Below are 26,224 nucleotides of genomic sequence, written 5' to 3'. Positions count from 1 at the left end.
GGAAAGGTTATGGTAGATCATGATATCCATTTAGGCATCATTTTGTGATTGCGTGTAAATGCTAACGATATTTTGTGCTCCATGAATCAAGTAACAATCCGCTATTTCTTTAGCAATTAACTGACCATCATGGCCTAATTTTAAAATGTTGTTAAACAATGTCTTGATAGATTTATCATCATAAAAATGCCTAGATTCTATTAGCGTTAGCTTCCAAATATGAGAAACCTCTAATGGATAGCTTGAGCTTAGTCGCGCTAATCCTTCCAGAAAGTAATTTGTATTATGGGCCTTATCTACATAAGGAGCTATTGTAGAGAGCCAGGATATCGTGTTGATATCAAGTACATCGATATATGCGATCCACAAGCATAGATCGGAGGCTAACAGTTGTGCATCTCTACCATTATCTACAGCTCTTTCTACTAGCGTAGGGAAAAGTTTAAAGACAATGTCTCTACCTTTCTGGTGAGCGTCATCATGTATAGACCAAAACCACCAAACTATTTTACGTAACTCGTTATAATGTCCTCTATTGTTAATTAATGCTAGAGGGCTTTCATTAGAGCTTAGATCATCCCTTCCCCACAAATGAACAAGGCAAATCCTTTCAATAAATTGACCTTTTACTTCATCATTAAGATGTGGTGTATTTAAAAGTTCTTCGAAAAAATTCTTCCTTTTGAATAAGTCATATACATTGGTGTCAAATCCACTTGTATAGCAGAAACCTTGAATTGCGCATAGCCAGCGTTGACTTCTTGCCTCACCAAAAATTAATTCAAGATTCATTGATAACCAATCTTCAGATAGATATAGGAAATTTGATAAATACATAGAGACTAGTACTGAAAATTCGTATTCATTCATTTCAGGCTTTGTTAGCTCATCATTGAATACATCAGAATAATTTTTCCAAACGGCTTCATGATTCTGGCTAAAGTTGCGGCATTCATACAAAGCCAAGTTAATATATGCCTCTAAACAACGACCTCTTGAACTATTAATTGATATAAAAACAGCGTCATCATCAATTGAAAATTTTTCACCTTTTATATTTTGGAGCATAATCTCCAAAACTAATTTTGCTTGGTTGATATTATCAATGCCAAATGAATGGTCATCTTTTTTACATCCAGCCTCTATCAACTGACTTAATTTACTAACTACCCAGTTAGAATTTCCAATAAAGGCATCATTTGATGATATAGATGGTGGAGTCCAAAAGTCATTGTCCATTAGTAGGGTTTGAGTAAATTTAAGTAGTTCAGGCCAAATATAATTCCATTTTAAATTCTTCTTATCACGCCATGCATTATCAAAGGCCGAAAATAACTCATGATGGTAATGTGGCTTGAGCTTCAATAAATAACCACTATAATCTAATATGTGTTCTATTTCAGCTTCAACCAACTCTCCAAATACCTTAACCAGACCTTCTATTCCTGGCTCACCGAAATGACCAACATGTTCATATTCATTAAGAAAGGTAATTAGTTTCTCAGGTTTTTGAAGCATGATCCTTAGATCTATTAAACTGGCTGGAGACTCACCAGGACCAGCGCTAATAGTAGAATAAAATGAAAAGTCAGGGTGTTCTGGTTCCCTTTTTGTAATAGCTATGCACTTGTTGTACTCGCCTTGAGAAAATATATCATGTTCTTTTATGGCTGAATACCATATGGATTTTTTATATGCAGTAGCTTGCTCATCAATACTATTATCATCATTTTTTACGGAGAGATTATCGATTGTTTCTAATGTGATTCTTTTGATATTTAAATCAAACTTTGCGAAGCGCTTATTTAGAAACCTCCATAGTTCATGCCGATATTTATCATTAAAGAAAGTTGGGTCTATTATTTTTAATAAAATATTGTACTCTAGGACGTCGTATAATTCTGATGCAACGAAAATAGCTACCCGCTGTATTATTTGATATTTACTGTTAAGTGCATTCTCTAAATGAATGTTTGCTTTGTGCGTTTCGTGATTAAGGGAGATGAATATATCTCTGTAACACTGTAAAAGAATATCAATTGTGTCATTTTTGGCAACATCTTGCTTATGATCTTCAATTGCATTACGCCAAATATTAGACCATTTATCTTTGCCACTAATATCTAGTGCTTGAATAAGTTTTTTCTCGAAAAATATTAATGCTTGATAATTAAAAACATCTGAAATCTTTCTTGTTAATTTTTTAGATAAAAGGCTAAGTGAATACTCATCAATTCGAAACACTGGTGATTTATTTTTGGTGTCATATTTACTATCTATGGAGTTAATATGGAATATTTCATCAAGTAGGAGCATCGCAAGGGTATTGGTATGGGGATTAGGGGCATCCAATAGCGTTTCTAGCCATACTGCTAGCTCCATACCAACCAAGTGTCGATCAAATCGATCATTGAGCCAATACCTGACCAAGCATATATCATCAGGTGTTAGAATATCCACTGGCACAAACTTTAATATTTTTGCAAACTGCCACCAGGTTCGATAGTTACTTAAATTATTCTTTTCCGAATATAATGTAATATCTCTAATTAGGTTTATATATGCCTTTGCATACTCAATATTTTCATTTAAAATTAATGCTTCAGATGAACGAACAAGGTACTCTGTAACCGGCCAAGTAGGAATGCTCCAATAGTCACCCTCTGTGTTTATGGGCGGTGGGTTACATGATGGATCGAGTAGTCCCTTATTTTTTAGAGCCTCAAACCACTTGAGATTTTTAATCTTACTAAAAAAATGGGATTGCAACTCAGGCTTTACTAAGACGCGCTCTAGCACCATTATTTCATCTTGAGTTAGCTCATTCATCATTGAGTATCCTATCTATTTCGTATATATCATCTATTAATGCGGGTGGGCGTACCCTTAGAGTTAAAGCCCAGTGTGCAATCACATCTTCTAGTTGTCGATAGTCTTTCTCATCCCGGGCAAAGCCAATTAAATGAACACCAAATGATTTTTGATGATACACCTTTAACCGTTCATAGAGAGCCTGTTCATTTTTGAAAAAAGGGAGAAGTAAAAACCGTTGTTTCTCATTACTCTGTTCTGAATTTGAAACACCGGAGCGCCTCAAAATATGTTCGAGGATCTCTGCCTCTTCAAGCCCATAACCTATAAACACTACAACATAACTTTTAAATAGTTCTTTAAGAAAATGCTGTACTTTTGGATTGTCATAGTGAGATAAATAATCTTTGGTTGTTACAATCATAGAGCCGGGAGTACTAATATCACCATGCAAATGAATCACTGTACCTGGTACTTTTAGGTCGGCAGCTTGTAAATTCTCTGCACCTGACTTGCGTACCACAGCTGCTTTCGTTTCTTTAGATGAGATGTCTTCGAGAGGCTGAGGGTTTAACTCATGATCATAATTAGTCGTAACGCATGTTGCTTTAATGGAATTTATGCTGTTGTAGATCGAGCTCTCTATATGTGCCTTTAGATATTGGCTGAGGTTTAGACTTGTACTGTTTTCTTTTGAAATAAAATCAGCAATTGAAAGCTGTTTCTTGGGGTCGAGTTTTTTTAACTGCTCTAGCTCTGAATAATTAATAAAACCACTTTTAGCTAGGCTATTTAATGCCGAGCTTGCAAGGCCACTCCATGATGGCATTCCTACCAACATAGAGGCCCCAGCTCCAACAAATAAAACTAAACGTCCCTCCCTCGCTGCATAAGCTATTTCATCAGGGACAGAAGGACGTGTCTCAAGTGCATCGTTCAATTTCCAGTAACCTTATGAAACAAATTAACTATATAATAGTTTTGACTAATGGTAGAGTCAACAGAGTACCGATAAATAAATGGAATTATTATTTTGTGAAGGCTGTGTATATAGAAAATCAGAAAAAACCTTAATATTATCGCAATAAATATAATTTAAATCGCATCATCGTTATGCTGTGAAAGATGGTTATTCCTCTTGCTTATCCTGCATCTTGCGGCGCATATCTTCTTTTAGGGATATTTGAATGGGTTTGTTGAGTTGTTCGACACTTACTCCCCTAGACTGGGCGTTAACTTGCCAGCGAATATATCTCTGTTTGTAAAGTTCAATGATATGATTTGCATCGTATAACTCTTTGTTTAGTCTTTGAATTTCTTTTTTCATATCCTCAAAAGTTGCAGCCGTATTGTCAGCGTCTTTCAATTTTAGTTTTGCTCTGTCAAAGGCTGATTTTATATTTTTATTTCCGTTCAGGGCTTGCCTAGAGTATCCAAAAGCTGCCGATATCTTATCCCATGTTAATTTTTTTCCAAATTGTCCGGCCTCCCATTCTCTCAAAAATATTAGGATGTCATCCTCTACTTCAGTTGTTATGTATCTATTCATCGTTAGCCTCTTCACAGCAATCAACACCATTAGGAAAAACTTGTACAATTTCACCTCTAGAATATTGAGGGTTATCCTCAATAGCTAGAGCTTGATTGCAACCATTGACTAATTGCAGATGACTCAAGTACCAGTTATTAGCATTAGTAAAATTATCATCAGCATCTTCCTTTGCCAAATGCATCTGCATTATAGCTCTATCACGACGTTGAGTGATATTTTCCACCTCTTTCACATCTCCTTTTGTTCGTTTGTAATTGATGCACTCTCTAAGACACATGTAGTGCATACCGCATGGAGATTGTGTGTAATCATGTCTGCAACGACCGATATCCATAAAGTGATATGAACCTGATTCATCTAAATCTTTCTGTAATTCTTCATACGATAATAGAGGGAAGCGTTGGATTACATTTTTAGCTTCTCGTTCATCTATATTAATCTTTCTAAGCACAGTGCTTTGAAAGTCTCTTGTGCGCTCAGCAAATTTAGTAGGTGAAATCTGATGATTGTATGAGCTATTATCTTTGGCGTTTTTCCGAAGAAAATTCTTTGCAATATCCTCTTGAGAGAACATATCAGATTCTTGCATAATAGTGTTTAATAAATGCCTAAATTGATGTGTCCGTATGGTGTCCTTTATTTCCCCTAATTCAGGAAAATCATAACGTTCAAAGACACTAAGAGCTCTCTGTGCCTCTCCGCCTCTTCCTGATATTTGCTCCCTTGTCTTGTAGTCGCGTCCTCTAAAAAATCTTGGATATGTGTTCCTGTTAAGGGTTCTGGGAAGACATTGAGCCTTTCCTTTGGTGTGTATTGATCTAGATAACGTAATGTCAGGAAATTATAAATAGGGATGTTTAACGTAGTATCTCCAAGACCATTCTTGATAGGACCAATTCTATTTATATACTCATCAGAGAAAGCCTCATGAATATCACCTATACGGAAGCAAGCACCACTCGACTTGGAATCCGAGTACCTTTCGATACCTCTCCGCTCTAGAATACTGATTGTGTTAGAGGTTGAGCGGCCAGATATATTAAGATGTAATTGGATCTCCCTTGCACTTAGTATCTGGTCGTCATCAAAAATAGAAAATTTATCCCATCGTCTTTCATTAAGTAGCATTTTTGCGGTGCGTCTATGAGGAGCGCTTAATTCCTCAAGGCGACTTACTGCTTCATAAATAACATCAACGGAGATGCGAGGTATTATTTTTTCATCCCAGTGGTTTTTCTTTTTTGCCAATGCTCTAATTCTAAGTAACTTCGTGAAAGAGCCAGTTTGCGGGTCTAGCTCCTTGACTGACGAGTCATACTCAGCTCTGCTTGGTATACAATTTATATCAAGTGCGACAAACTCATCCATGCGAAAGCCTGCGATTAAGAGGATCACCGACATACATACTAGTGCTTTATCTTTTTCTTCTAAACTGTCAAAGTTAGCCCAAAGTGCTGATAGAAAAATAAGAACCTGAGTCTTTGGAAGCTTTTTGGCCCGCTCTTCTTGGGCTCTTTTTGTTCCTCTATTGTGGCTAGCGCCACCTCTCCTTTCATTACGTGGAATTGGATTCTTCCAATCTAATGGTGTTGGTGTGAGTTTGTGGCGGTCAAGTTCATCAGCAATATACGCTAGTCTTTCTCCTGTAACGCAGAGAGTGCTTTCTGCTTCCTGTTTACCCTGTAATGCATGTCGTATTGCTTCATCAAAGTGGGCTGGTTTGAGTAGAGAAAAACTAGGAGCGTTAATATTGCTCATCTGCAGATATAGATACCTAAACGCCCGGATTATAACCATATGGGAATCATGTTTACATGGCTTTTTATTATGCCGATGTGTAATAAATGCTTTCACTTCAGTAGCGAATGGCTCTGAGAACGGAATCTCATTTTCTCTAGATGATTTTATTTTTTTACCAAGATTATTGTCTTGAGTATAGAGTATATTACAAGCATGAGTTACGCTTCTTGTCGTGACTGTACTTTCGAAGCCTTTTATATCCCATATATAACTGCTCCAGTCGACGCTATTATCAAAAATGGGGCCGTGTATTTTTTTAGCGTGTGCTATATAGTTTTTTATATTGTCGAGACAGTTGCTTGATGGATTTATTGGGATGATAGTATTTTGTTTACGCCTGCCACTTGAACTATTGTGGCCCTGGTTTGTAGTCAGATTGCTTTGCATTAGCTGTTCTCCAGTTGTGCGATAAGGGAGCGACATGCACTAATGTGATTTATTTCAAATTTAGCAGGGGCAGGCTCTTGTTCAAACAATGTGGATACATCCTCTAGCATACATTCAAGCACTTCAATGTGAATCTGTTTGTTATTACACGCCTCAAACTTGATACACGTATAGCAAGAATATGGAGGCGCTTTTTTACAAAGACCTTCTTTGGAGCAAAAGCCGATACCAACTAATCTGCGTAAATTCTCAGGACCATAGACATGTTTAGATTTATTTACTGTAGATAGTTCCTCCAATATAATCACACCTGAAAAATAGTCAAATATTGTACCAAACTGATCTCGGTAAACTTGATCTACTTTGTTAGCAAAGTTTGCTCCCAATTTGTAATAAATCATGACATGCTGCATGTCTTCATGATCGAGTAACTCCATCAACATCATTGCTGGAGTACCAACTGCGGCTGCATGTGTTGCAAAGGTTTTACGCAAACGTCTTGCTGTTATTGGTTCATCGAATGTTGGCGCCCCTATATCACTTTGTAGTGAATTTATTAACTCCAATAATCGAGGAACGGCTTTACTTATTGAGAAAGTGCTCATCGTCCATCTGAACGCTTCAATTTTACCAGTTTCTTTTCTAAGTTCAGCTCTATCGTATGGTAATAAAAAAAACAATGGAATTTGGGTTTCGTTATATTGAATTCCATTGTTATTTAGCCATTTGATATTGAATTCTTTGAGTGATTCCAACATTTCACCAAGAAAGGCGGGAATAGGCCTAGATTTGAACCTAGTTCTGGGGAGTTGATGGCGCTTTTTAGCTGAGGGTACATTTAGTATGTATGATTTTTTTTCAGTAGTTTTTTCTATGTTTAATGCTAAATCACACATCATTAAAAGTCTGAGCTGAATAGGTCTAATTCCTAGTGTTATGAACACCCATGTTGCAGCCATTTTCCAAAATTCTGATTCGCCAACACTAAAATGGTCTTGGTACTTAGTTAATAGACTACGAAGATCAAACAGTTTATTTGATGATAGTGGACTTTTTCCAGGAATGTGAACAAGTACATCTAAACCCTTTACTCTACCTTTTAGACTAAGGCTTTTTATTGCTCGCCCGACATCTGGCTGAAATAATGGAAGTTTGAGCCTAACTCCCTTAAGATACCAAAGTCGGATCCTATGCAGGGGATCTTCATTATGAGAGTTTCGGTTACTTGAAAAATAGTAAAGTAACTCATCAGAAAATGCGTCAGTAAGTTCTTTACCAGATTCGTCATCTAGGTTATCGCATTCATTAAGGAATTTAAGTACAGCGTTATAGGTGGCATGTGCATGGCTTGGACTAACTTGCCGTACAAACCATGCCATAACGTATTTTACTTGATCAATTAACTCTAAGTTACTTGACTCAATAAGGTCAAAATTAATTAGATGCGTCTCACTTTCACCAATATCCCACTGATTAGAGGATGTTACAACAATACGAGATCTGGTCTTTATTGCTACCTCTGTAAAGTATGGCTGATAAGATAAAATATCTGTCTTATTTTCATAATGTAGTTTGTGGATAGAAAGCTCTTCCATTTATTCGCCATCCTTTACAGCAAAATCCACCAATATAATTAGTGCTCATTTATGTGGAGGTATTTATAGTCACCTTTCATAATGTTTTCTTGTAGGTGAATTAGCATGCGCTTCCCTTGTAGTTCCATTGCTAGGTGTGTATATGTATATCCTTGTTCGCTGTCATCCACCCACCCATTTAACCAGCGTTGCATTTTAAGAAATGCTTCTTTTCCCATTTTGTTGAAAAACATCATATGTAAATTATCATTGAATGTATGGCGTAAACGATGTGGGTGAAGATTTGCTAGCTTGTCTGGGAATCGCTCTCTCAATATCTTACACATATGCTGAACAGCAGATTGAGTCATCGGAGAAGGTGCTTTCCATGTATTCAAAAATAGATATGGAGCTGCACGTTTCGCTGCTCTTCCTCGTGCTTTTCGCTCATTGTTTATGTAACTATCTATATCGGAAGCTAGTTCAGAAGTTATATAAATTCTACGGCTAAGTGTCTTTGATTCAGGGGGTAGTTTTCTAGGGTCTAAATGTTTTGTCGTGTTCTGACTGATTATAATATAAGGTGAATCCCCGGCTAGTTTACATTGTTCAGGCTTCAGAGAGAGTAATTCACCTAAGCGTGCTCCACAAAGCAACAACATTTTGAAGATTAGGTGATTACGAACACGAGTCCTGTGTTCAAACGGATTGTTTTTATTATTGGGGGAGGTAATAGATATGAGAAACTGTTGTTCATCTTCCTTCAGCCCTACACGTGGCTGGCTACTCCCTCTGACCTTTAATGCATCAAGCCTATCCTTAAGGTCATCCATGGCTGGACCAATCGATGTATAAAATGGATCGTTAATGGAGCGGTTTTCAAGAGATAAGCTTCCTATCCATTTAAAATACCGAGTAACATCATCAATCTTTTGTTTCTGCATGTCGGCAGTAACATAACCTGCAAAAGGAATAATAGTATCCTTTGAAGAGGTTCCCTTTAAGATTCGCATTTGCCGTCTATTTAGAGATAAATACCTTACTAATGAGTCAATTTCTGTTATCCCAAAAATTTCTCCAGAATAGATCCGCTCTTCAATGTTGATTCCTAGTTCATCCCCCACTGGTATAGCTGACAAATATTGCGTGCCTGGTTGAGGATCGTTTTTGATGAACGACTAAATAATCCTCGAAGTAGATATCGTGAAATAAGATCGTGTGGCATTCCGCTTTCATCAAGTACCAAAACAACCCGCTCACCATTATCTTCAGACTTTATCACTTCAACTTTGTAAGTCATTCTGCTAAGACCATCCAGTTGACACATGCAATGCGTGTAAACCTAGACTAAATCTAGTTGTTACTGAGAACAAGCTAAATTTTGAGCAGCAATGAAAAACGCCCCTAAAATCGGGGCGTTATCTTATAAGTTAAGATTTGTCTTTACGTTTTTATATCACGCAGGCCTAGAACGGAATGTCGTCGTCGAAGTCCATCGGCGGCTCATTGTACACCGGCGGTGCAGACTGCGGCTGCTGGGCCGGACGAGCGTAGCCGCCCTGTTGCTGCATGTTCTGCTGCGGAGCCTGGGCAGGACGCGCCTGGTTCATCGGCTGCTGGGACTGCATGCCCTGCTGCTGACCCCAGTTGCCCTGAGACTGGCCACCCATGCCCTGGCCGGCGCCGCCTTGCGGACGGCCACCCAGCATCTGCATCACGCCGCTGAAGCCATCGACCAGCACTTCGGTGGTGTAACGCTCCTGGCCGCTTTGATCCTGCCACTTGCGGGTCTGCAGCTTGCCTTCAACATAGACTTGGGAGCCTTTCTTCAGGTACTCGCCAGCCACTTCGGCCAGCTTGCCCATGAAGACAACGCGGTGCCACTCGGTACGCTCTTTCTGCTCACCGGTCTGCTTGTCGCGCCAGGTGTCGGAGGTGGCCAGGGTGATATTGGTCACGGCACCGCCGCTCGGCATGTAGCGCACTTCCGGGTCTTGCCCCAGGTTACCGATCAGAATGACTTTATTGATGCCTCGACTGGCCATAATCTCTCTTCCACCCTTTATATACCGGCCGGACCATATGCCCGGGCCAATTCAACATATCGTTTGTTTTCTGTGAGATAGGCGATGCTGCAGGGCGGCCCCGCCACTCATGTGATGACTGTGTCTGGTTCAGCGCGCCAGTTGGCCGCCTCCCCGTTTTCAGATTTTGCCCGCAATAGTAACAGTTGGGGAGAAAGAGCGCACATCTTCCTGACGCTCCATCCCGTGTCCGCCGGACGAAGGATTAACTTACACGAGGCCGACCTTGGCCAGCAAGTGAACAGCAACGGGGAGTCATATCATCGAACGGTCGAGACGAGAAGGGGGGCCAAAGACCGGTGTGACAGCCCCTGTCCGGCCAGGGGCCAGTATTTCACCCAAATGGGGGGGCTCGGCTAGTTATTTGTATTGCTTGGAAAATTGGTGAGTTTCAAAGGAGGCGCATCGGCGTCTAATACTTTTTTAATGCTGCAGCCTGCGGGGGGCTTGGTACTCTCTGCTGCCGAAAAACACCATGGCCGGAATGTTCAAGGACCAGCGCTTCATGATCACCCCATATCCCATCGTATTGGTAACCGAAGACAATGCGCAGGCGACCAGCTTTCAGAGCTATTTGGCCGAACAGCTGGCTCTGCCCATCCTGCTGGTGAGTGCACTGGAAGCCCTGCCTCAAGCGGATGAACTCGAGCCGCATCCGTTGTTTCTGGTGGATCTGGATTACCTCAAGTCGAGCCAGCAAACGGGGTGGCCACGGGAGATCTCCAGCCGCTTCGGGGAAGCCAATACCGTGCTGCTCAATGCCCCCACCAGTACGGATCGGGAGTTGCTGCTGATGTGGCCCCATACCAGCGGGCTCTTCTTCTGTCAGGATCCGCTGGATCGGCTGGTGCTCGGCATTCGCAAGGTGCTGGAGGGGGAGTACTGGATCCCGCGTCATCTGCTGTGCGATCTGGTCAACTACTACCGCAAGGGCGGGGAACACCACCTGCGCAATCAAACGCTGCTGACCGTGCGCGAGCAGGAAATCATCCGCTACCTGATGACGGGGGCCTCCAATACCGAGATCGCCGATAGCCTGTTCGTGAGCGAGCACACCATCAAGTCCCACCTCTACAATGTCTTCAAGAAATTGAACGTGAAGAACCGCCTGCAGGCGGTGAGCTGGGCCAAGGAGTATCTCTGAAATCGATGGGGATGATGGATAAAACCTGTCTATTCATCCAGTAGTCTCTATGCCATACTGACTCGCTCAGGTTTCCGTATCGAGCGTGCAACAAGATGGAAAAGATCGTGGTCCGGGGTGCTCGCACCCACAACCTCAAGAACATCAATCTGACCCTGCCCCGCGACAAGCTGATCGTGGTCACCGGCCTCTCCGGTTCGGGCAAATCCTCTCTGGCGTTCGATACCCTCTATGCCGAGGGGCAGCGCCGTTATGTGGAGTCACTCTCCGCCTATGCCCGCCAGTTCCTCTCCCTGATGGAGAAGCCGGACGTCGACCATATCGAGGGGCTCTCGCCCGCTATTTCCATCGAGCAGAAGTCCACTTCCCACAACCCGCGCTCGACCGTCGGCACCATCACCGAAATCTACGACTACCTGCGTCTGCTGTTCGCCCGGGTCGGTGAGCCGCGCTGCCCGACTCACGCCATTCCGCTCGCCGCCCAGACCATCAGCCAGATGGTGGATCAGGTGCTGGCCCAGCCGGAGGGGAGCAAGCTGATGCTGCTGGCCCCGGTGGTGCGCGATCGCAAGGGGGAGCACACCAAGCTGCTGGAGAATCTGGCGGCCCAGGGCTACATCCGTGCCCGCATCGACGGCGAGGTGTGCGACCTCTCCGACCCGCCCGCGCTGGAGTTGCACAAGAAGCACACCATCGAGGTGGTGGTGGACCGCTTCAAGGTGCGCGATGACCTGGCGCTGCGTCTGGCCGAGTCGTTCGAGACGGCGCTGACCCTCTCTGGCGGCATCGTACTGGTGGTGCCGATGGACGGCGAGGAGGGGGTTGCCCCCATGACTTTCTCCGCCAACTTCGCCTGCCCGGAGTGCGGCTACTCCATGTCGGAGCTGGAGCCGCGCATCTTCTCCTTCAACAACCCGGCCGGTGCCTGCCCGACCTGCGACGGTCTTGGGGTGCAGCAATATTTCGATCCGGCCAAGGTTATCGGCGATCCGGCCATCAGTCTGGCCAATGGCGCCATCCGCGGCTGGGACAAGCGCAGCTTCTACTACTTCCAGATGCTCAAATCCCTCTCCGAGCACTACAAGTTCGATCTGGAGACGCCGTGGGAGGATCTGCCGGTCAAGACCCAGGAAGTGATCCTGCGCGGCTCCGGTCGCACCGAGATCGAGTTCCGTTACATGAACGATCGCGGCGATGTGGTGGTGCGCAAGCACCCGTTCGAGGGGATCCTGCACAACATGGAGCGGCGCTACCGGGAGACCGAATCCAACTCGGTGCGCGAAGAGCTCTCCAAATACATCGCCAACAAATCCTGTACCAGCTGCGGGGGCAGCCGGCTGCGGGAGGAGGCGCGCCACGTCTTCGTCGACAACCGCAACCTGCCGGCCATCGCTGAGCAGTCCATCGGCGATGCGCTGGCCTTCTTCGAAGGGTTGAACCTCACCGGCCAGCGCGCCCAGATTGCCGAGAAGATCTTGAAAGAGATCGTCGAGCGGCTCGGCTTCCTGGTGAATGTGGGCCTCAACTACCTGAGCCTGTCGCGCAGTGCCGAGACCCTCTCCGGCGGCGAGGCGCAGCGGATCCGGCTGGCCAGCCAGATCGGTGCCGGTCTGGTGGGGGTCATGTACGTGCTGGACGAGCCCTCCATCGGCCTGCACCAGCGCGACAACGAGCGGTTGCTCAAGACCCTCACTCACCTGCGTGATCTCGGCAACACGGTGATCGTGGTGGAGCACGACGAGGACGCCATCCGCCTCGCCGACCATGTGCTCGATATCGGCCCTGGCGCCGGGGTGCATGGCGGTGCCATCGTCGCCCAGGGCACGCCGGAAGAGATCATCAATAATCCCGAGTCACTGACCGGTGACTACCTCTCCGGTCGCAAGCAGATCGCCATTCCCGCCGAGCGTACTCCGCTCACCGGCAAGTGGCTGAAACTCAAGGGGGCGAGCGGCAACAACCTGCGCAACGTCAACCTGGATCTGCCGATCGGGGTGATGACCTGCGTCACCGGCGTCTCCGGCTCCGGCAAGTCGACCCTGATCAATGACACCCTGTTTCGCATCGCTCATCGCGAGCTGAACAAGGCCACCGAATCCACGCCGGCGCCCTATCGCAGCGTGGAGGGGCTGGAGCATCTGGACAAGGTGGTGGATATCGACCAGAGCCCCATCGGCCGCACCCCGCGCTCCAACCCGGCGACCTACACCGGCCTGTTCACCCCGATCCGCGAGCTGCTCTCTGGCACCCAGGAGGCGCGCTCGCGCGGCTACCAGCCGGGCCGCTTCTCCTTCAACGTGAAGGGAGGGCGCTGCGAGGCGTGCCAGGGGGATGGGGTCATCAAGGTGGAGATGCACTTCCTGCCGGATGTCTACGTGCCGTGCGACGTCTGCAAGGGCAAGCGCTACAACCGCGAGACGCTGGAGGTGAAGTACAAGGGCAAGAACATCCACGAAATCCTCGAGATGACGGTGGAAGATGCCCGCGAGTTCTTCGACCCGGTGCCGGCGGTGGCGCGCAAGCTGCAGACCCTGATGGATGTGGGCCTCTCCTATATCCGGCTCGGTCAGTCGGCCACTACTTTGTCTGGCGGTGAGGCGCAGCGGGTCAAGCTGGCGCGCGAGCTCTCCAAGCGGGATACCGGTCAGACCCTCTACATCCTGGATGAGCCGACCACCGGGCTGCACTTCCACGACATCCAGCAACTGCTCAAGGTACTGCACCAGTTGCGGGATCGTGGCAACACCATCGTCATCATCGAGCACAACCTGGACGTCATCAAAACTGCCGACTGGATCGTCGATCTGGGGCCGGAGGGGGGCGCCGGCGGCGGTCGCATCCTGGTGACGGGGACGCCGGAGCAGATCAGCCGTTGCGAGGATTCCCATACGGCCCGCTTCCTGGCGCCGCTGCTGGCGCGATAATCCGTTCAATAATGTGACAAGGGGCCCTGGGCCCCTTGTTTTTATTGTGGTAATTCAGTGACCTCCAGACGGGCCGATACTCCATACTTGGGGCAAGACCCTTCCCGTTTCGCATTGCCATTCAAAGGATATTGGCGCCCATGGCTCAACCGTCCCGCTCCATCGATCATTTGCTGGCCTACTCGATGTTCCCCGTCTGGGCTGGCGCCATCCTGATGTTGCTCATCGTGATCGCGCTGGCCCAGGTGCCTGCGGCGCAGCGGGTCGAGGAGCGGCGGATGCAGGATCATCTGCAGCGGGTGGTCAGGGCCGTGCAGGGTGATATCAATGCCATCAATGCCTTCACCCGGGATTGGGGGATCTGGGACGAGAGCTACCACTTCCTGGACAGGCCCAATCAGGGCTATATCCACTCCAATCTGCTGGTCGACACCCCGATGCGGGACTTTGAGCTCAACGTGCTGAGTTATATGGATTTGCAGGGTTCTGAAATCTGGACTCGCACTCTGCTGCCGGAGGCACCTGATACGGACACCACCCTGCTCCCTTTCTTTCTGGATGACCTCAAGCTGCAACTGCTGCGTGAATCGCGGCAGGGGGGGATCCACAGTCTGAGCGGGGTGAGAGGATCGTTATGGGGGCCGCTCATCTTCTCGCTGCAGCCGGTGACCAATACCCTCGGCGATGCCAAACCCAATGGCTATCTGCTGGCAACCCGTTGGCTGGATGAACGCTATCTGGACGATCTGGCGGCGCGGACCGCGCTCGCCTTGACCATTGCCCAGCCCAGAACTGGCGAGCATCTGGGTTCTTTCAAGCCATTCAAGCCATACATGAGCTACCGGTTGGTGGATCTGGGGTTGCAGCGTGTCAGGGGGGAGGGGCTGCTGCTGGACAATGACGGTACCCCCGTCTTGACCCTGATTGTGGAAGAGGAGCGTGACGTGTTGCGGGGGGCGATGGAGGGGGCGATCTGGACCTTCATCGGCATGCTGCTGATAAGCTTCGCCTGCATTCTGATGGCGCTGGCCCGCTTGCGTGCCATCGTGCTGGGGCCGATTGGCGAGCTGGTGGGGGCGCTGCACAAGTTTGCCGAAAAGCAGGACGTAAGCGTGTTGCCGATCATCGACAGCAGTCAGGAGATGGCGCTGCTCAGTCGCAAGTTCCGGGAGATGGCGGCCAGGATCAGCTTGCACCACAGCGCTTTGCAGGCTTATTCAACCCGGATGGAGACGGCCGCCTATACGGATCCGCTGACCCACGCCTTCAACCGGCGCTACCTCGATGAATGGTTGCTCAATCGCGATGCGCTGGCGGCAGGCAGGGTGTTGCTGATCCTGGATCTGGATCACTTCAAGCAGGTCAACGATCGCTTCGGCCACGACATCGGCGATCTGCTGTTATGCCAGCTGGCGGAGTTGCTGCGGGGGGCCCTCGCTGAGGAGGAGCCGCTGATCAGGCTGGGTGGCGAGGAGTTTTTGCTGCTGCTGATCGGCGATGAGCCGACACGGGTTGCCCAGCGGGTCGAGCGTCTGCGCCGCAAGATTGCCGACTGCCGCTTCGGGCGCGAAGAGTTGCCGCTCTGGATGACGGCTTCACTGGGATTCTGCGATTACCCCCTGCATCGGGAGCTGGAGGATTCGTTCTGGAACCTGAGCTTCAAACTGGCGGACATGGCGCTGTACCGGGCCAAACAGGAGGGCAGGAATCGCTGGCGCGGATATAGCGGGGAACTGGGGCCGGCGCAGTGGGATTTGAACCCGGAGCAGATTGTGGCGGGGGAGTGGCTGCGGTGTCAGGCGTCTCACACCAGCCAGTCGGCCTAGTGGGTCAGAATTAATAGCGCCATGCCGAGAACGAATCCCAATAAAATAAACAGGAAGGAGCCAATACCCCAGATGGCCGCCAGTATGGCTACTATTTTGTCCCTTCTGGTTTGTGGTTTCATAAAGAATTTCTTACAGCCCGGCTACATGGCTCGCAAAAATACTCTGGTTGAGCGAGTGAAACAACCGTTTTTAGCCGTTTAAAGCTCCAATAAGATGCATTTAAATTATTCCTTAATGTGGCTGGTTTGGTTTTTAATTGACGTATCAATATGTTTTTATTGTTTATTTCGCCAATTATTAGCCATATCTCGGGAGCTTTAAGCTGCTGTACACATCTATCTATTTCTTGGTAACGTTTGAGCTAAATCAATAACCCCACATTCACATCCCTTTATAGTTTTCAGGCTTGCAACATATAAAACGAAAACTAAAAGGAAAACGTGATGAAAAAGATCCTTCCTCTGATGATCGCGGCCGCGCTCGCTTCTCCCGTCGCCATGGCCCACCAGGCTGGTGATATTCTGGTGCGCGGTGGCCTGGCTTTTGTTTCTCCGCAAAGTAGCGGTAACGATTTCGAGATCAATGACAACGCTCAACTTGGGTTAACGTTGACCTACATGGCGACTGATAACTTCGGGGTTGAGTTACTGGCAGCAACACCGTTCTCTCATTCAGTGAAAATGGGAGATACGGAAGTCGCCAAGGTCAAGCACCTGCCGCCAACCCTGATGGCGCAGTACTACTTTGGTGATGCCCAGAGTAAGGTGCGTCCGTATGTTGGTGTCGGTGTCAACTACACCACCTTCTTCGATGAGCAGGGTCGTGGCCCTCTGAGCAACGCTGATGTGAGCTTGGATAATTCCTGGGGCATGGCCGGTCAGGTCGGCCTGGACATGGCGATCAATGATCGCTGGTTCGTTAACGGTTCTGCCTGGATCATGGATATCGATACCGATGTCCATGTAAACGGCGGTGATGGCATCAAGACCAAGATTGACCCAATGGTCTTTATGGTTGGTGTCGGCTATCGCTTTTGATAGGACACAGGGTTGGCCCCCCCACGGGCCGTTACAGCTAGCATGTCTCTTTGGCCCGGCACAGTCCGGGCCCTTTTACGCGCAAAGCGTCCCCCGTCAACTGTGATCCAACCCCATATAGATCAATAAAATACCCTCGGTCTCCCCTCTATAATTCGCCCCTTGTGCCGATAGTGTCTATGTTCACGTTACCTTTCCCCCACGAGTGAGGATGTCTCCATGGGTTTATCTATTGTGCAGCGGATCATCGCCGGATTTGTGTTGATGCTGCTGCTGTTGATCCTGCTGGGTGTGATCAGCACCCTGAAGATCAGGGGCATCAACGACGGCTTGTCACAGGTCTCTGACCGGGCAACCCCGTTGGTGATTGCGGTGGCCGGCCTGAAAGGCGCCCTGCAGGACAGCAACCGCTGGGTGCTGGTCTACCGGACCAACGAGGATGCAAGCCAGCTGCCGCAGCTGGCCAGCCAGTTCAAGGAGCAGCAGGCGCGTTTCAGTCAGCTGAGCCAGGAGATGGACAGGTTTAGTGGGGTGGCTGAGGCCGACTCTCGTTTTCAGCAGGTCGATACCGCCACCAAGCAGTTCTACGGCCTGGCTGAACAGGTGCTCTCCCAGCACAGCCAATGGGTCAATGCCCAGGATCAGCGCCACAAGCTGGAGATTGCCTTTATCCGGCTGGAAGACACCTACCAGTGGGCTGCCGATCTGCTGCTGCAGCAGACCGCCAGCAAACGCTCCATGCGTAACAAGGCTGAACTCATCACTTCGGGCATCGCGCGCGATCTGAAGAACATTCGCCGGGCCGATGCCAAGACCGATCTCAACGAGCTGGAGAAGGTGCTGAGCAAGGACATCGAGATGGCCCGCAAACGGCTCGATCGGGTGCTGGTGCCGGATGACGTGAAGCAGCGCTTCGTCTCCAACCTCGACCGGATGCAGGAGCTGGCACTTGGCCAGCAGGGGCTGCTGGCGACCATGCGCAATGCCCAGCAGCTGGCTGCCTCGCTGCAGACCCTCAATCAGCAACTCGACGCCAGCCTGATCAACAGCCTGGGCCTGCTCGACGAGATGGGACAGTCGGCCGGCTCGATTGCCAGCCAGAGCCGCACCACGGCGGATGATGCGGTCAGCAGCGCCAGCTTCTGGATCCTGGTGGTGGCCGCCATCTCGGCCGCCGCCGCCCTCATCATCGGCTATACCACGGCGCGCAGCATTCAGCGTCCGCTGCAGATGATCAACAAGGAGCTGGATTACATGGCGGCCGGGGACATGACCCGCCGCATCAACTATCGCAGTAGCTGCGAGTTCGGCGCACTCTCCCGATCCATCGATACCCTGGCCGGCAAAACCGGCGAGCTGCTCTCCCAGATCAATGCCGGTTCCCGCCATCTGGTGGAGGAGGCGAGCCGCGCCGCCGAGATAAGCGAAAGGGCCGTATCCCGGGTACAGGATCAGAAGAGCCAGACCGATCAGGTGGCTGCCGCCATCACCGAGCTGGAGGTGAGTGCCACCGAGGTGGCCCGTTCCACCGATGGCACCAAACGGGAAGTAGATCTGGCCGATGATGAAGCCCGCAGCGGTCGCCAGAAGGTGGCGACCACCCGTCGCATCACGGAGCAGCTGGCAGGCGCCATGGAGGAGGCCGTTGGCATCACCTACAAGCTGGGTGAGTTCAGCAACAACATCGGCAGCATCCTCGATGTGATCCGCAGCATCGCCGAGCAGACCAACCTGCTGGCGCTGAACGCCGCTATCGAGGCGGCGCGGGCCGGCGATGCCGGCCGAGGCTTTGCCGTGGTGGCAGACGAGGTGCGGGCACTGGCCAACCGGACCCAGACCTCGACCGAAGAGATCCAGGCGATGATCGAGAACCTGCAGAGCTCGAGCAAGCTGGTGGTGGAGGTGATGGGGCGCAGTCAGGAGCAGACCCACAACTGTGTCGAGCAGACCCGGGAGATGGATGCGGCCCTGCAATCCATCGCCGACCGGATGAGCGCCATCAAGGCGATGGCGGATCAGGTGGCGCACGCCGCCCAGGAGCAGATCTCGGTCAGCCAGGGGGTGGCCCGCCATATCTCCGGCATCGCCGAGGTGGCCTACGAGACCGAACGGGAAGCGCGGGAGTCGGCCGGCAGCAGTGAAGTGCTGGCGGAGCTGGTCGCCAAGCAGCAGCAATTGATCGCACATTTCAAGGTTTAGGAGGGCTTATGTCTAACAAGTGGATCGGGGCCCTGAGTCTCCTGTTGTGTGGCCAGCTGATGGCCAGCGAGCTGGTGATCGAGAGCTGGCGGATTGATGACAAGGCCTTGTGGGAGCAGAAGATCATTCCTGCCTTCGAGGCCTCCCACCCGGGCATCCAGGTGAAGTTCAACGGGGTGCAGAACGTCGACTACATGCCGACCCTGTGGGCCAGTCTGAAAGAGGGCAAGGCGGGGGATCTCATCACCTGTCGGCCGTTCGATGACTCGCTCGCCCTGTTCAAGGCGGGCCACCTGGCGGAGCTGACCGAGATGTCGGGGATGGAGAACTTCCCAAGTTTTGCCCAGTCACCCTGGCAGACCGACTCCGGCGCCCAGACCTTCTGCGTACCGATGGCCTCGGTGATTCACGGCTTCTTCTACAACAAGAAGATTTTCAGTGAGCTGGGGCTGAGTGTGCCGCAAACCCGGGATGCCTTCTTCGCGGCGCTGGACAAGGTGAAAGCCGATGGCCGCTATGTGCCGCTCGCCATGAGCGGCTCGGAAAGCTGGGTATCCTCCGAACTCGGCTTCCAGAACATAGGTCCCAACTACTGGAAGGGGGAGGATGGTCGACTGGCGTTGATCGGGGGGCAGGAGCGCTTTGACAACCCGCCCTACGTCAAGGTGTTCGAGGAGCTGGCGCGCTGGCGCCCCTACCTCGGCGAAGGCGGCGAGAGCCGTGACTATGCCGCGACCAATGAGCTGTTTACCTCGGGCAAGGCCGCCTTCTACGTGGCGGGTTCCTGGGAGATAGCCCCCTTCACCGGCAAGGTGGACTTTGGCGTGATGCGCCCGCCCGTGGCGAAGCAGGGTGATGGCTGCTTCTTTACCGATCACACCGACATCGGGATGGGGATGAACCCGGCCAGCAAGAACAAGGAGGCGGCCATGGCCTTCCTGCAGTGGCTGACCACGCCGCAGTTCGCCGAGCTCTATACCAACTCGCTGCCCGGCTTCTTCTCCCTCTCCAACCACTTCTTCGAGGTCACCAACCCGGCGGCGAAGGAGATGATGGAGTGGCGGGATCAGTGCGACTCCACCATCCGGGTAGCCACCCAGATCCTCTCCCGCGGTACGCCCAAGCTGGGGGACGAGCTGGCTGAAGTGAGTCAGGCCGTGCTGCTCGGCAAGATGGAACCCAAGGCGGCAGCCGATCGGTTGGAGCAGGGTCTGAAGGGCTGGTATCCGCCTCATCAGGGCAACAAGGTGAAGGGGGCCGATTGCCAGTGTGATGTCCCGGCCGCCGCTGCGACCACCGAGCCTGCTGCTGCTGCATCCACCGCGACGCCGGCGGTGACAGAAGTACCTGCCATCCCGGCGTCATCGGCAACGCCTGCCGCAGCGGCATCTGCGGCGGCCGCGCCGTTGCCGGCTCCGTCGGCCGAGGTGGAGCAGGCGCTCTCCAACGAGCTGGAAACACCGCAGCAATAGCTGCTGGCAGATAAACAACGGGAGGCATCAGCCTCCCGTTTTCTTTGCTGTCAGTCAGCGACGTCACTGCACCGAGTGGGGCCAGCGGCAGAGGCTGCCGATGCGGGCCACCGGAGCGAACCCGAGCGAGCGATAGACGCGCTGGGCGTGATAGTGCTCGTCGGCCACTATGATGAGCCGGTCGACCCGCGTCAGCCCGTGCCTGGCAACCTGGCTCAGCAGCTGCCGGCACAACCCCTGATTGCGCCATGCCTGCCTTGTGCGTACCAGCTGGAAGCGGCCCAGAGTATCGGTGAAGAAGAGGCCGCAACTGGCGACCAGCTGTTCCTGTTGCCAGATCCCCCACCACTGACCCAGTCCGTCCCTGATCATCGCCTCGTACAACTGGCGGCGTGACTGCAGATAGGGCAGGTAGCTCTGCTCCGAGTGACCGGGATCCCGCTCCTCCAGTTCAAAGGCCAGCCACTCGTCCCAGTCGGCCGGGGTAAAGGGGCGCGCAGCCACCGTCGCGACTGGCGGTTGCCAGTCTGCGGCCTCCAGTGCCAGCACCACGCACTCCATGTACTGGTATCCCGCCGCCACGAAGCCGGCGACCCGGCTGTTCTGACCTGCCGCGAGAGGCCACTGGAAGGTGCGGTGTCTGACCCGGGGATCCTGCCCGATCAGCTTGTCGAAACTGGCCTCGAGCCAGCCTTTGTCGTGATCGCTGGGGGGAAAGGGGAGCAGCAGATAGTTGCCGAAGTAGTAATCGGGAGCATCGGGAGTGCGCACGGCCCAGAACTGCTCATGGTCGACCACGTTGCCTTGATAGCGATCGAACAGCAAGTCGGTGGCAAAGCCGGGGTGGGTGTCCATGATGATGCTCCTGCAAATGGTTCAATTGGTTATCGGCAGGAAGGGGAAGAGGTTGAAAAGGGGCCGGAGAAACCTCCGGCCAAACAATCACACGCAGATTCAGAACGTCCAGGACGATCTGGGTTCATCATAACGCGACTCGCCGGATTTTGGGATGGGGTGCCAATCGTTACTTTGGCTTTATTGCCAAATAAAAATCGGCGGCCTTCCTCTCGCTGTAAAACAGTGTTGACTTTGTGCCATTTTCTCATAAAGATAGAAAGACGTTTGGACGTCCAAACATCCGTTTTGACGTAGAGAAATGGATTGCAGGGCAGGGAGAGAGCAGATGGGATTTCACAGCGCACGCCAGGTTGAGGCACTCAACCAGAGTCTGGCAGATTTGAGTGGCGACATATCGGTCAGTTTCGAGTTTTTTCCGCCCAACAGCGAAGGGATGGAAAATACCCTGTGGCAATCCATCGAGCGCCTGAAAGTACTGGAGCCCAAGTTTGTGTCGGTGACCTATGGCGCCAACTCGGGCACCCGGGATCGCACGCACAAAGTGATCAAGGACATCAAGGAGCGGACCGGTCTGATCGCCGCCCCGCACCTGACCTGTATCGACGCCAGCCGCGACGAGCTGCGCACCATTGCCCGCGATTACTGGAACAGCGGTATCCGCCATATCGTGGCGCTGCGCGGTGACCTGCCCCAGGGGCTGGAGAAGCCGGAGATGTATGCCACCGATCTGGTGGCCCTGCTCAAGGCCGAAGCGGACTTCGATATTTCGGTGGCCGCCTACCCGGAAGGGCATCCGGAAGCGCGCAGCGCGCAGTCGGATCTGCTCAACCTCAAACGCAAGATCGATGCCGGTGCCAACCGCGCCATTACCCAGTTCTTCTTTGACGTCGAGACCTACCTGCGCTTTCGGGATCGCTGCGCCGCCATCGGCATCGATGCCGAAATCGTGCCGGGGATCCTGCCGGTCTCCAACTACCAGACCCTGGCCAAGTTTGCCGGTTTCACCAACGTGAAGATCCCGCGCTGGATGCATCAGCGTTTCGAGGGGCTGGATGACGATCAGATGACCCGCAACATGGTGGGGGCCAGCATCGCCATCGATCAGGTACGGGTGCTGAGTCAGGAAGGGGTGAAGGATTTCCACTTCTATACCCTGAACCGCTCCGAGCTGACCTACGCCATCTGCCATACCCTGGGGGTGAGGCCGAAAGGCCAGCTGTAACAGAATGCGGGCACAAAAAAAGCCAATGAGTCGCTCATTGGCTTTTTTGTTATGGCGACCAATCAGGGTCTGGTGGGGGCGATCTCTTTGGGTTCGAGATCGATCACCGCATTGCCGGCTGCGCCGGGGTACTGGTGATAGCTCTGGTCCTGCTCCAAGGTGTAGAAGGTATCCAGATAGTCATCGTTGTTGGTCATCCAGGAGTCGGGCAGCGCCTTGACGATGCGACCGCCGAGATCGAGGAAGGGCAGTGCCTCGGGCACGCCGCCAGCCGTGAAGGCCAGCTTGAGGGCATCGATGAACAGGCCGCTCAGCTCCTTGTAGTTGACGTTGTCGTCCTGCTCCATCATGACGATGTCGACGGCACCCCAGCGATAGCGATCCCAGTAGACCAGGATCTGGTTGGGGGTGTAGTCGGTGTTGTCATAGTCGAGATAGGGCATGTCGACGATGTCGACCACGGGCTCATCCCGGCTGGGATTGACCCCTGCGACCACCGCATACACCTCGGCCGCACCCAGCAGCCAGGGCTCCTGATCATCCTTCAACCGAATTTTCTTCAGGATGCTGGTCTTGAGTGGTGCCGTGCTGGCGGCCGCACGGGGAGCCACCTGCATGTCGGCGGCAGCCAGCGCCTTGCGGATCACCTTGAGGCCGGCGTTCTTGGCCTTGACGGGATCAGCCTCCACGACCAGGACCGGACGGGCCGGTGCCTTGTCCACATCCAGATAGACGGGGTTGCCGGCGCTGTCGAAGGCTTCGATGGCGCTCCAGCTCTTCTCATCGCCGCTCGGCACATAGGCGACCAGCGGCTCGACACCCTGCTGCAGCGCGGCGGCCTGTTCCGGGTTGGCCAGTCGCAGCTGCATCAGCTCCTTGACCTCGCCGTCCAGCCCTTGTCGGCTGATGGCTGCCTGGTTGGCATCCCGAGCCTGGCGTTTCAGGCGCGGGCTGGCCTTTTGCAACAAGTTGGGCAGCGGGCTCTGGTACTCCTGATTGCTGAGCAGCGGCAGCAGGTTTTTCTGCTGCAGCGCGAGCTGGCGGGCCAGCTCCCGATCGGTGTCGGCAGCGTGGGCGGTGGTGGTGCCCAGCAGTGCCAGTAACAAAATGACAGCCTGATTCCTCATTATTATTCTCCAGTTTATGAGTCTGACATGAGGCACGCATCGGGGAAGAAGAAGTGCCTCGACACCACTTAATGGCAATTAGTTTCAGCTGTGAACAAATTTTTCTGAATTATGTGCGGTGTCTCACGGGGGATCCCCAGATGGTCAGGTCAGTTTCTCCGCTGGTTGACTTGATAGAGGATGATGCCGACGAGCAGTCCCCAGCAGGCGGCACCGATGCCGAGCAGGCTGATGCCGGAGGCGGTGATGATGAAGGTCAGCAGGGCGGCCTCGCGGGTATCGTCGTGTTGCAATGCGGTGTGCAGGCTGCTGCCGATGGTGCCGAGCAGCGCCAGCCCGGCGACGCAGGTCACCAGTGTCGCCGGGAAGGCCGTGAACAGCGCCGCCACCGTGGCCCCGAAACAGCCGGTCAGCAGGTAGAAGCCGCCGGCCCACACCGCCGCGGGCCAGCGCCGGTTGGCGTCCGGATCCACCTCTTTCCCCATGCAGATGGCCGCAGTGATGGCCGCCAGGTTGAAGGCATAGCCGCCGAAGGGCGCCAGCAGCAGACCGGTTAGGCCGGTCCAGGTGATGAGGGATGAGGTGGCGGGCTGATAGCCGTGGGCCCGCAAAATGGTAATGCCCGGCATGTTCTGGGAGGTCATGGTGACGATGAACAGTGGCAAGGCAATGCCGAACAGGGCACCAAGGGAAAACTCTGGCCAGGTCATGACCGGGCCGGCCAGTCGCCAGTGGATGGTGTCAAGCTGCAGCTGACCTCTCAGCAGGCAGATGAGGATGCCGGTCGCCAGTACCAGCACCATGGTATAGCGTGGCCAGAGATGGCGGCCGAGCAGGAACGCCAGCAGCAGGCTGCCGAGCAGCAAGGGATCTGCCGGAGCGACCTTGAACAGATCCAGCCCGAACTTGAGCAATACCCCGGCCAGCATGGCCGCCGCCAACTGGGCCGGGATATGACGCATCAGCCGATCGAACCAGCCGCTGATGCCACACAGGGTGATCAGCAGAGAAGAGATAACGAAGGCGCCGATGGCCTCTGCCAGGGTGAAGTCACCCAGGCTGGTGATGAGCAGGGCGGCACCCGGGGTCGACCAGGCGGTCAAGACGGGGATGCGGTAATAGAGGGAGAGGCCGATGCAGCTGATACCCATACCAATGCCCAGCGTCCATAGCCAGGAGGCGAGCTGGGCAGCATCGGCCCCCGCTGCCGTGGCTGCCTGAATGATCAGGATGACCGAGCTGGTATAGCCGACCATCACGGCGATGAAGCCGGCGACCAGATGAGGAAGGGCAAAGGGCATGGTGACGTCCTTGTGGGATTGTGACGGTTTGTGCGTTATTGCGTACAATATTGCTTCAGACTATATCGTTGTGCGCTATAGCGCACAAGGGCGATTCAAGCACGCACAACAAAGAGGCAGTCATGCAAGAGATGAATCAGCATCTGGCCCAACGTCTGAAGGGCTTGCGCAGCGAACTGGGCTGGAGCCTGGATGTAGCGGCGCGGGAGACGGGAGTGAGCAAGGCCATGCTGGGCCAGATTGAACGGGGGGAGTCGAGCCCGACGGTGGCCACCCTGTGGAAGATTGCCACCGGCTTTCGGGTCTCCTTCTCCAGCTTCATCGAGCCGACCCCGGCAGAGCAGGGGGAAGTGCTCTATCGCACCGCAGATGCGATTCGCCAGCAGCCGGCGGGAGAGGGCATGCAGGTCGCCCCTCTCTTCCCTTATGAGGGGCGCTTTGGATTCGAACTGTTTGAGCTGACTTTGTTGCCTGGTTATCAGCGAGAATCAGAACCCCATGAACCCGGGGTGACCGAGCATGTCATCGTCATCAGCGGCCTGATGGAAGTGCTGGTGGAAGGGGAGTGGCGCTCCTTGACGCAGGGGGAGGCGGTGCGTTTTGCGGCCGACCGCCCCCATGGCTATCGCAATCTGGGAGTGGCCCCTGCCATCTTCCACAATCTGATCCACTATCCGGCCAGCAGAGCTTGACCCCCGGATCAGCCTGGACGCCCATCAGCCCGAGGGCTGGTCAATATGGGAGCATAGACCCAGACAAACAGGCCATATGCCAGGCTCCAGGCCAGGCCGCTCAGGTTCCAGCCGTGCAGGGTATAGGCCGGCCAAAGCAGCGGGATCAGAACCCGGATCAGGGCCGCCATGATCACCAGCGCGAATGCGCACTGGATCCGGCGCCCTACCT

At 52.1% G+C, this 26,224-nt stretch carries 20 protein-coding genes (1 of these 20 only partly in view); 8 read left to right on the top strand and 12 right to left on the bottom strand.

Annotated features, from left to right (window positions below):
- Positions 1–30: 30 nt before the first annotated feature.
- The 8 genes from E5E96_RS05520 to E5E96_RS05485 form a co-directional block, all read right to left on the bottom strand.
- Positions 31–2,832, bottom strand: coding sequence for a hypothetical protein (locus tag E5E96_RS05520; RefSeq protein ID WP_171281698.1), 2,802 nt, complete (start codon positions 2,830–2,832; stop codon positions 31–33).
- Entirely contained in the window at positions 2,822–3,751 is a 930-nt protein-coding gene (locus E5E96_RS05515) for an SIR2 family protein (protein ID WP_171281697.1), read from the bottom strand. Before E5E96_RS05515 ends, E5E96_RS05520 begins: the two co-directional genes overlap by 11 nt.
- A gap of 189 nt (positions 3,752–3,940) precedes the next feature.
- Entirely contained in the window at positions 3,941–4,360 is a 420-nt protein-coding gene (locus E5E96_RS05510) for a hypothetical protein (protein ID WP_171281696.1), read from the bottom strand.
- The gene (locus E5E96_RS05505; protein WP_171281695.1) at positions 4,353–4,937 is read right to left on the bottom strand and encodes a hypothetical protein; all 585 of its coding nucleotides are present in this window, start codon (positions 4,935–4,937) and stop codon (positions 4,353–4,355) included. Before E5E96_RS05505 ends, E5E96_RS05510 begins: the two co-directional genes overlap by 8 nt.
- A 71-nt stretch (positions 4,938–5,008) precedes the next feature.
- Positions 5,009–6,550: a hypothetical protein gene (locus tag E5E96_RS05500; RefSeq protein WP_171281694.1), complete on the bottom strand. Its 1,542-nt coding sequence runs from the start codon at positions 6,548–6,550 to the stop codon at positions 5,009–5,011.
- Positions 6,550–8,145, bottom strand: a complete 1,596-nt coding sequence (locus E5E96_RS05495) for a tyrosine-type recombinase/integrase (RefSeq protein WP_216368104.1) — start codon at positions 8,143–8,145, stop codon at positions 6,550–6,552. Before E5E96_RS05495 ends, E5E96_RS05500 begins: the two co-directional genes overlap by 1 nt.
- A gap of 38 nt (positions 8,146–8,183) precedes the next feature.
- On the bottom strand, positions 8,184–9,263 hold the full coding sequence (locus E5E96_RS05490; protein WP_216368103.1) for a site-specific integrase: 1,080 nt from the start codon (positions 9,261–9,263) through the stop codon (positions 8,184–8,186).
- A gap of 327 nt (positions 9,264–9,590) precedes the next feature.
- The gene (locus E5E96_RS05485) at positions 9,591–10,169 is read right to left on the bottom strand and encodes a single-stranded DNA-binding protein (RefSeq protein WP_011707639.1); all 579 of its coding nucleotides are present in this window, start codon (positions 10,167–10,169) and stop codon (positions 9,591–9,593) included.
- A gap of 523 nt (positions 10,170–10,692) precedes the next feature.
- Between E5E96_RS05485 and E5E96_RS05480 the strand changes: the two genes are divergently transcribed.
- The 6 genes from E5E96_RS05480 to E5E96_RS05455 all read left to right on the top strand — a co-directional run bounded on the left by E5E96_RS05480 (position 10,693) and on the right by E5E96_RS05455 (position 20,813).
- The gene (locus E5E96_RS05480) at positions 10,693–11,352 is read left to right on the top strand and encodes a LuxR C-terminal-related transcriptional regulator (RefSeq protein ID WP_011707638.1); all 660 of its coding nucleotides are present in this window, start codon (positions 10,693–10,695) and stop codon (positions 11,350–11,352) included.
- Positions 11,353–11,447: 95 nt separating this feature from the next.
- Entirely contained in the window at positions 11,448–14,276 is a 2,829-nt protein-coding gene (gene uvrA / locus E5E96_RS05475; RefSeq protein ID WP_171281693.1) for an excinuclease ABC subunit UvrA, read from the top strand.
- Between the two features lie 140 nt (positions 14,277–14,416).
- Positions 14,417–16,102: a diguanylate cyclase gene (locus E5E96_RS05470; protein WP_171281692.1), complete on the top strand. Its 1,686-nt coding sequence runs from the start codon at positions 14,417–14,419 to the stop codon at positions 16,100–16,102.
- A 446-nt stretch (positions 16,103–16,548) separates the two neighbouring features.
- Positions 16,549–17,142: an OmpW family outer membrane protein gene (locus E5E96_RS05465; RefSeq protein WP_139388009.1), complete on the top strand. Its 594-nt coding sequence runs from the start codon at positions 16,549–16,551 to the stop codon at positions 17,140–17,142.
- A 219-nt stretch (positions 17,143–17,361) separates the two neighbouring features.
- Positions 17,362–19,341 carry a methyl-accepting chemotaxis protein gene (locus E5E96_RS05460; RefSeq protein WP_171281691.1) on the top strand — a complete coding sequence of 660 codons (1,980 nt, stop codon included), beginning with the start codon at positions 17,362–17,364 and terminating at the stop codon, positions 19,339–19,341.
- A gap of 8 nt (positions 19,342–19,349) precedes the next feature.
- A complete protein-coding gene (locus E5E96_RS05455; protein ID WP_171281690.1) occupies positions 19,350–20,813 on the top strand; it encodes an ABC transporter substrate-binding protein in 1,464 nt (487 codons plus the stop codon).
- A gap of 63 nt (positions 20,814–20,876) precedes the next feature.
- On the opposite strand, the gene E5E96_RS05450 is transcribed toward E5E96_RS05455, so the two are convergent.
- Entirely contained in the window at positions 20,877–21,668 is a 792-nt protein-coding gene (locus E5E96_RS05450) for a GNAT family N-acetyltransferase (RefSeq protein ID WP_171281689.1), read from the bottom strand.
- A 328-nt stretch (positions 21,669–21,996) separates the two neighbouring features.
- Between E5E96_RS05450 and metF the strand changes: the two genes are divergently transcribed.
- Positions 21,997–22,893, top strand: coding sequence for a methylenetetrahydrofolate reductase (gene metF / locus E5E96_RS05445; RefSeq protein WP_065475304.1), 897 nt, complete (start codon positions 21,997–21,999; stop codon positions 22,891–22,893).
- A 62-nt stretch (positions 22,894–22,955) separates the two neighbouring features.
- Here the strand turns inward: metF and E5E96_RS05440 are convergent, their stop codons facing one another.
- Both E5E96_RS05440 and E5E96_RS05435 read right to left on the bottom strand, forming a co-directional pair.
- The gene (locus tag E5E96_RS05440; protein WP_158196534.1) at positions 22,956–24,020 is read right to left on the bottom strand and encodes a DUF3103 family protein; all 1,065 of its coding nucleotides are present in this window, start codon (positions 24,018–24,020) and stop codon (positions 22,956–22,958) included.
- 149 nt (positions 24,021–24,169) lie between these two features.
- Positions 24,170–25,321 carry a benzoate/H(+) symporter BenE family transporter gene (locus E5E96_RS05435; RefSeq protein ID WP_024944992.1) on the bottom strand — a complete coding sequence of 384 codons (1,152 nt, stop codon included), beginning with the start codon at positions 25,319–25,321 and terminating at the stop codon, positions 24,170–24,172.
- Between the two features lie 122 nt (positions 25,322–25,443).
- Here E5E96_RS05435 and E5E96_RS05430 point away from each other — a divergent pair, with 122 nt between their 5' ends.
- Entirely contained in the window at positions 25,444–26,013 is a 570-nt protein-coding gene (locus tag E5E96_RS05430; RefSeq protein ID WP_041217095.1) for a helix-turn-helix domain-containing protein, read from the top strand.
- A gap of 8 nt (positions 26,014–26,021) precedes the next feature.
- On the opposite strand, the gene E5E96_RS05425 is transcribed toward E5E96_RS05430, so the two are convergent.
- On the bottom strand, positions 26,022–26,224 hold the 3' portion of the coding sequence (locus tag E5E96_RS05425) for an NnrS family protein (protein ID WP_171281688.1). It continues 994 nt past the right edge of the window; only the last 203 of its 1,197 coding nucleotides appear in the window; its start codon lies off the right edge, out of view; the stop codon is at positions 26,022–26,024.

Origin of the sequence: Aeromonas sp. 1805, assembly GCF_013085525.1 — a bacterium.
In the GTDB taxonomy this organism is placed as follows: Bacteria; Pseudomonadota; Gammaproteobacteria; order Enterobacterales; family Aeromonadaceae; genus Aeromonas; species Aeromonas hydrophila.
This window is presented reverse-complemented; position numbering and strand designations above follow the sequence as displayed.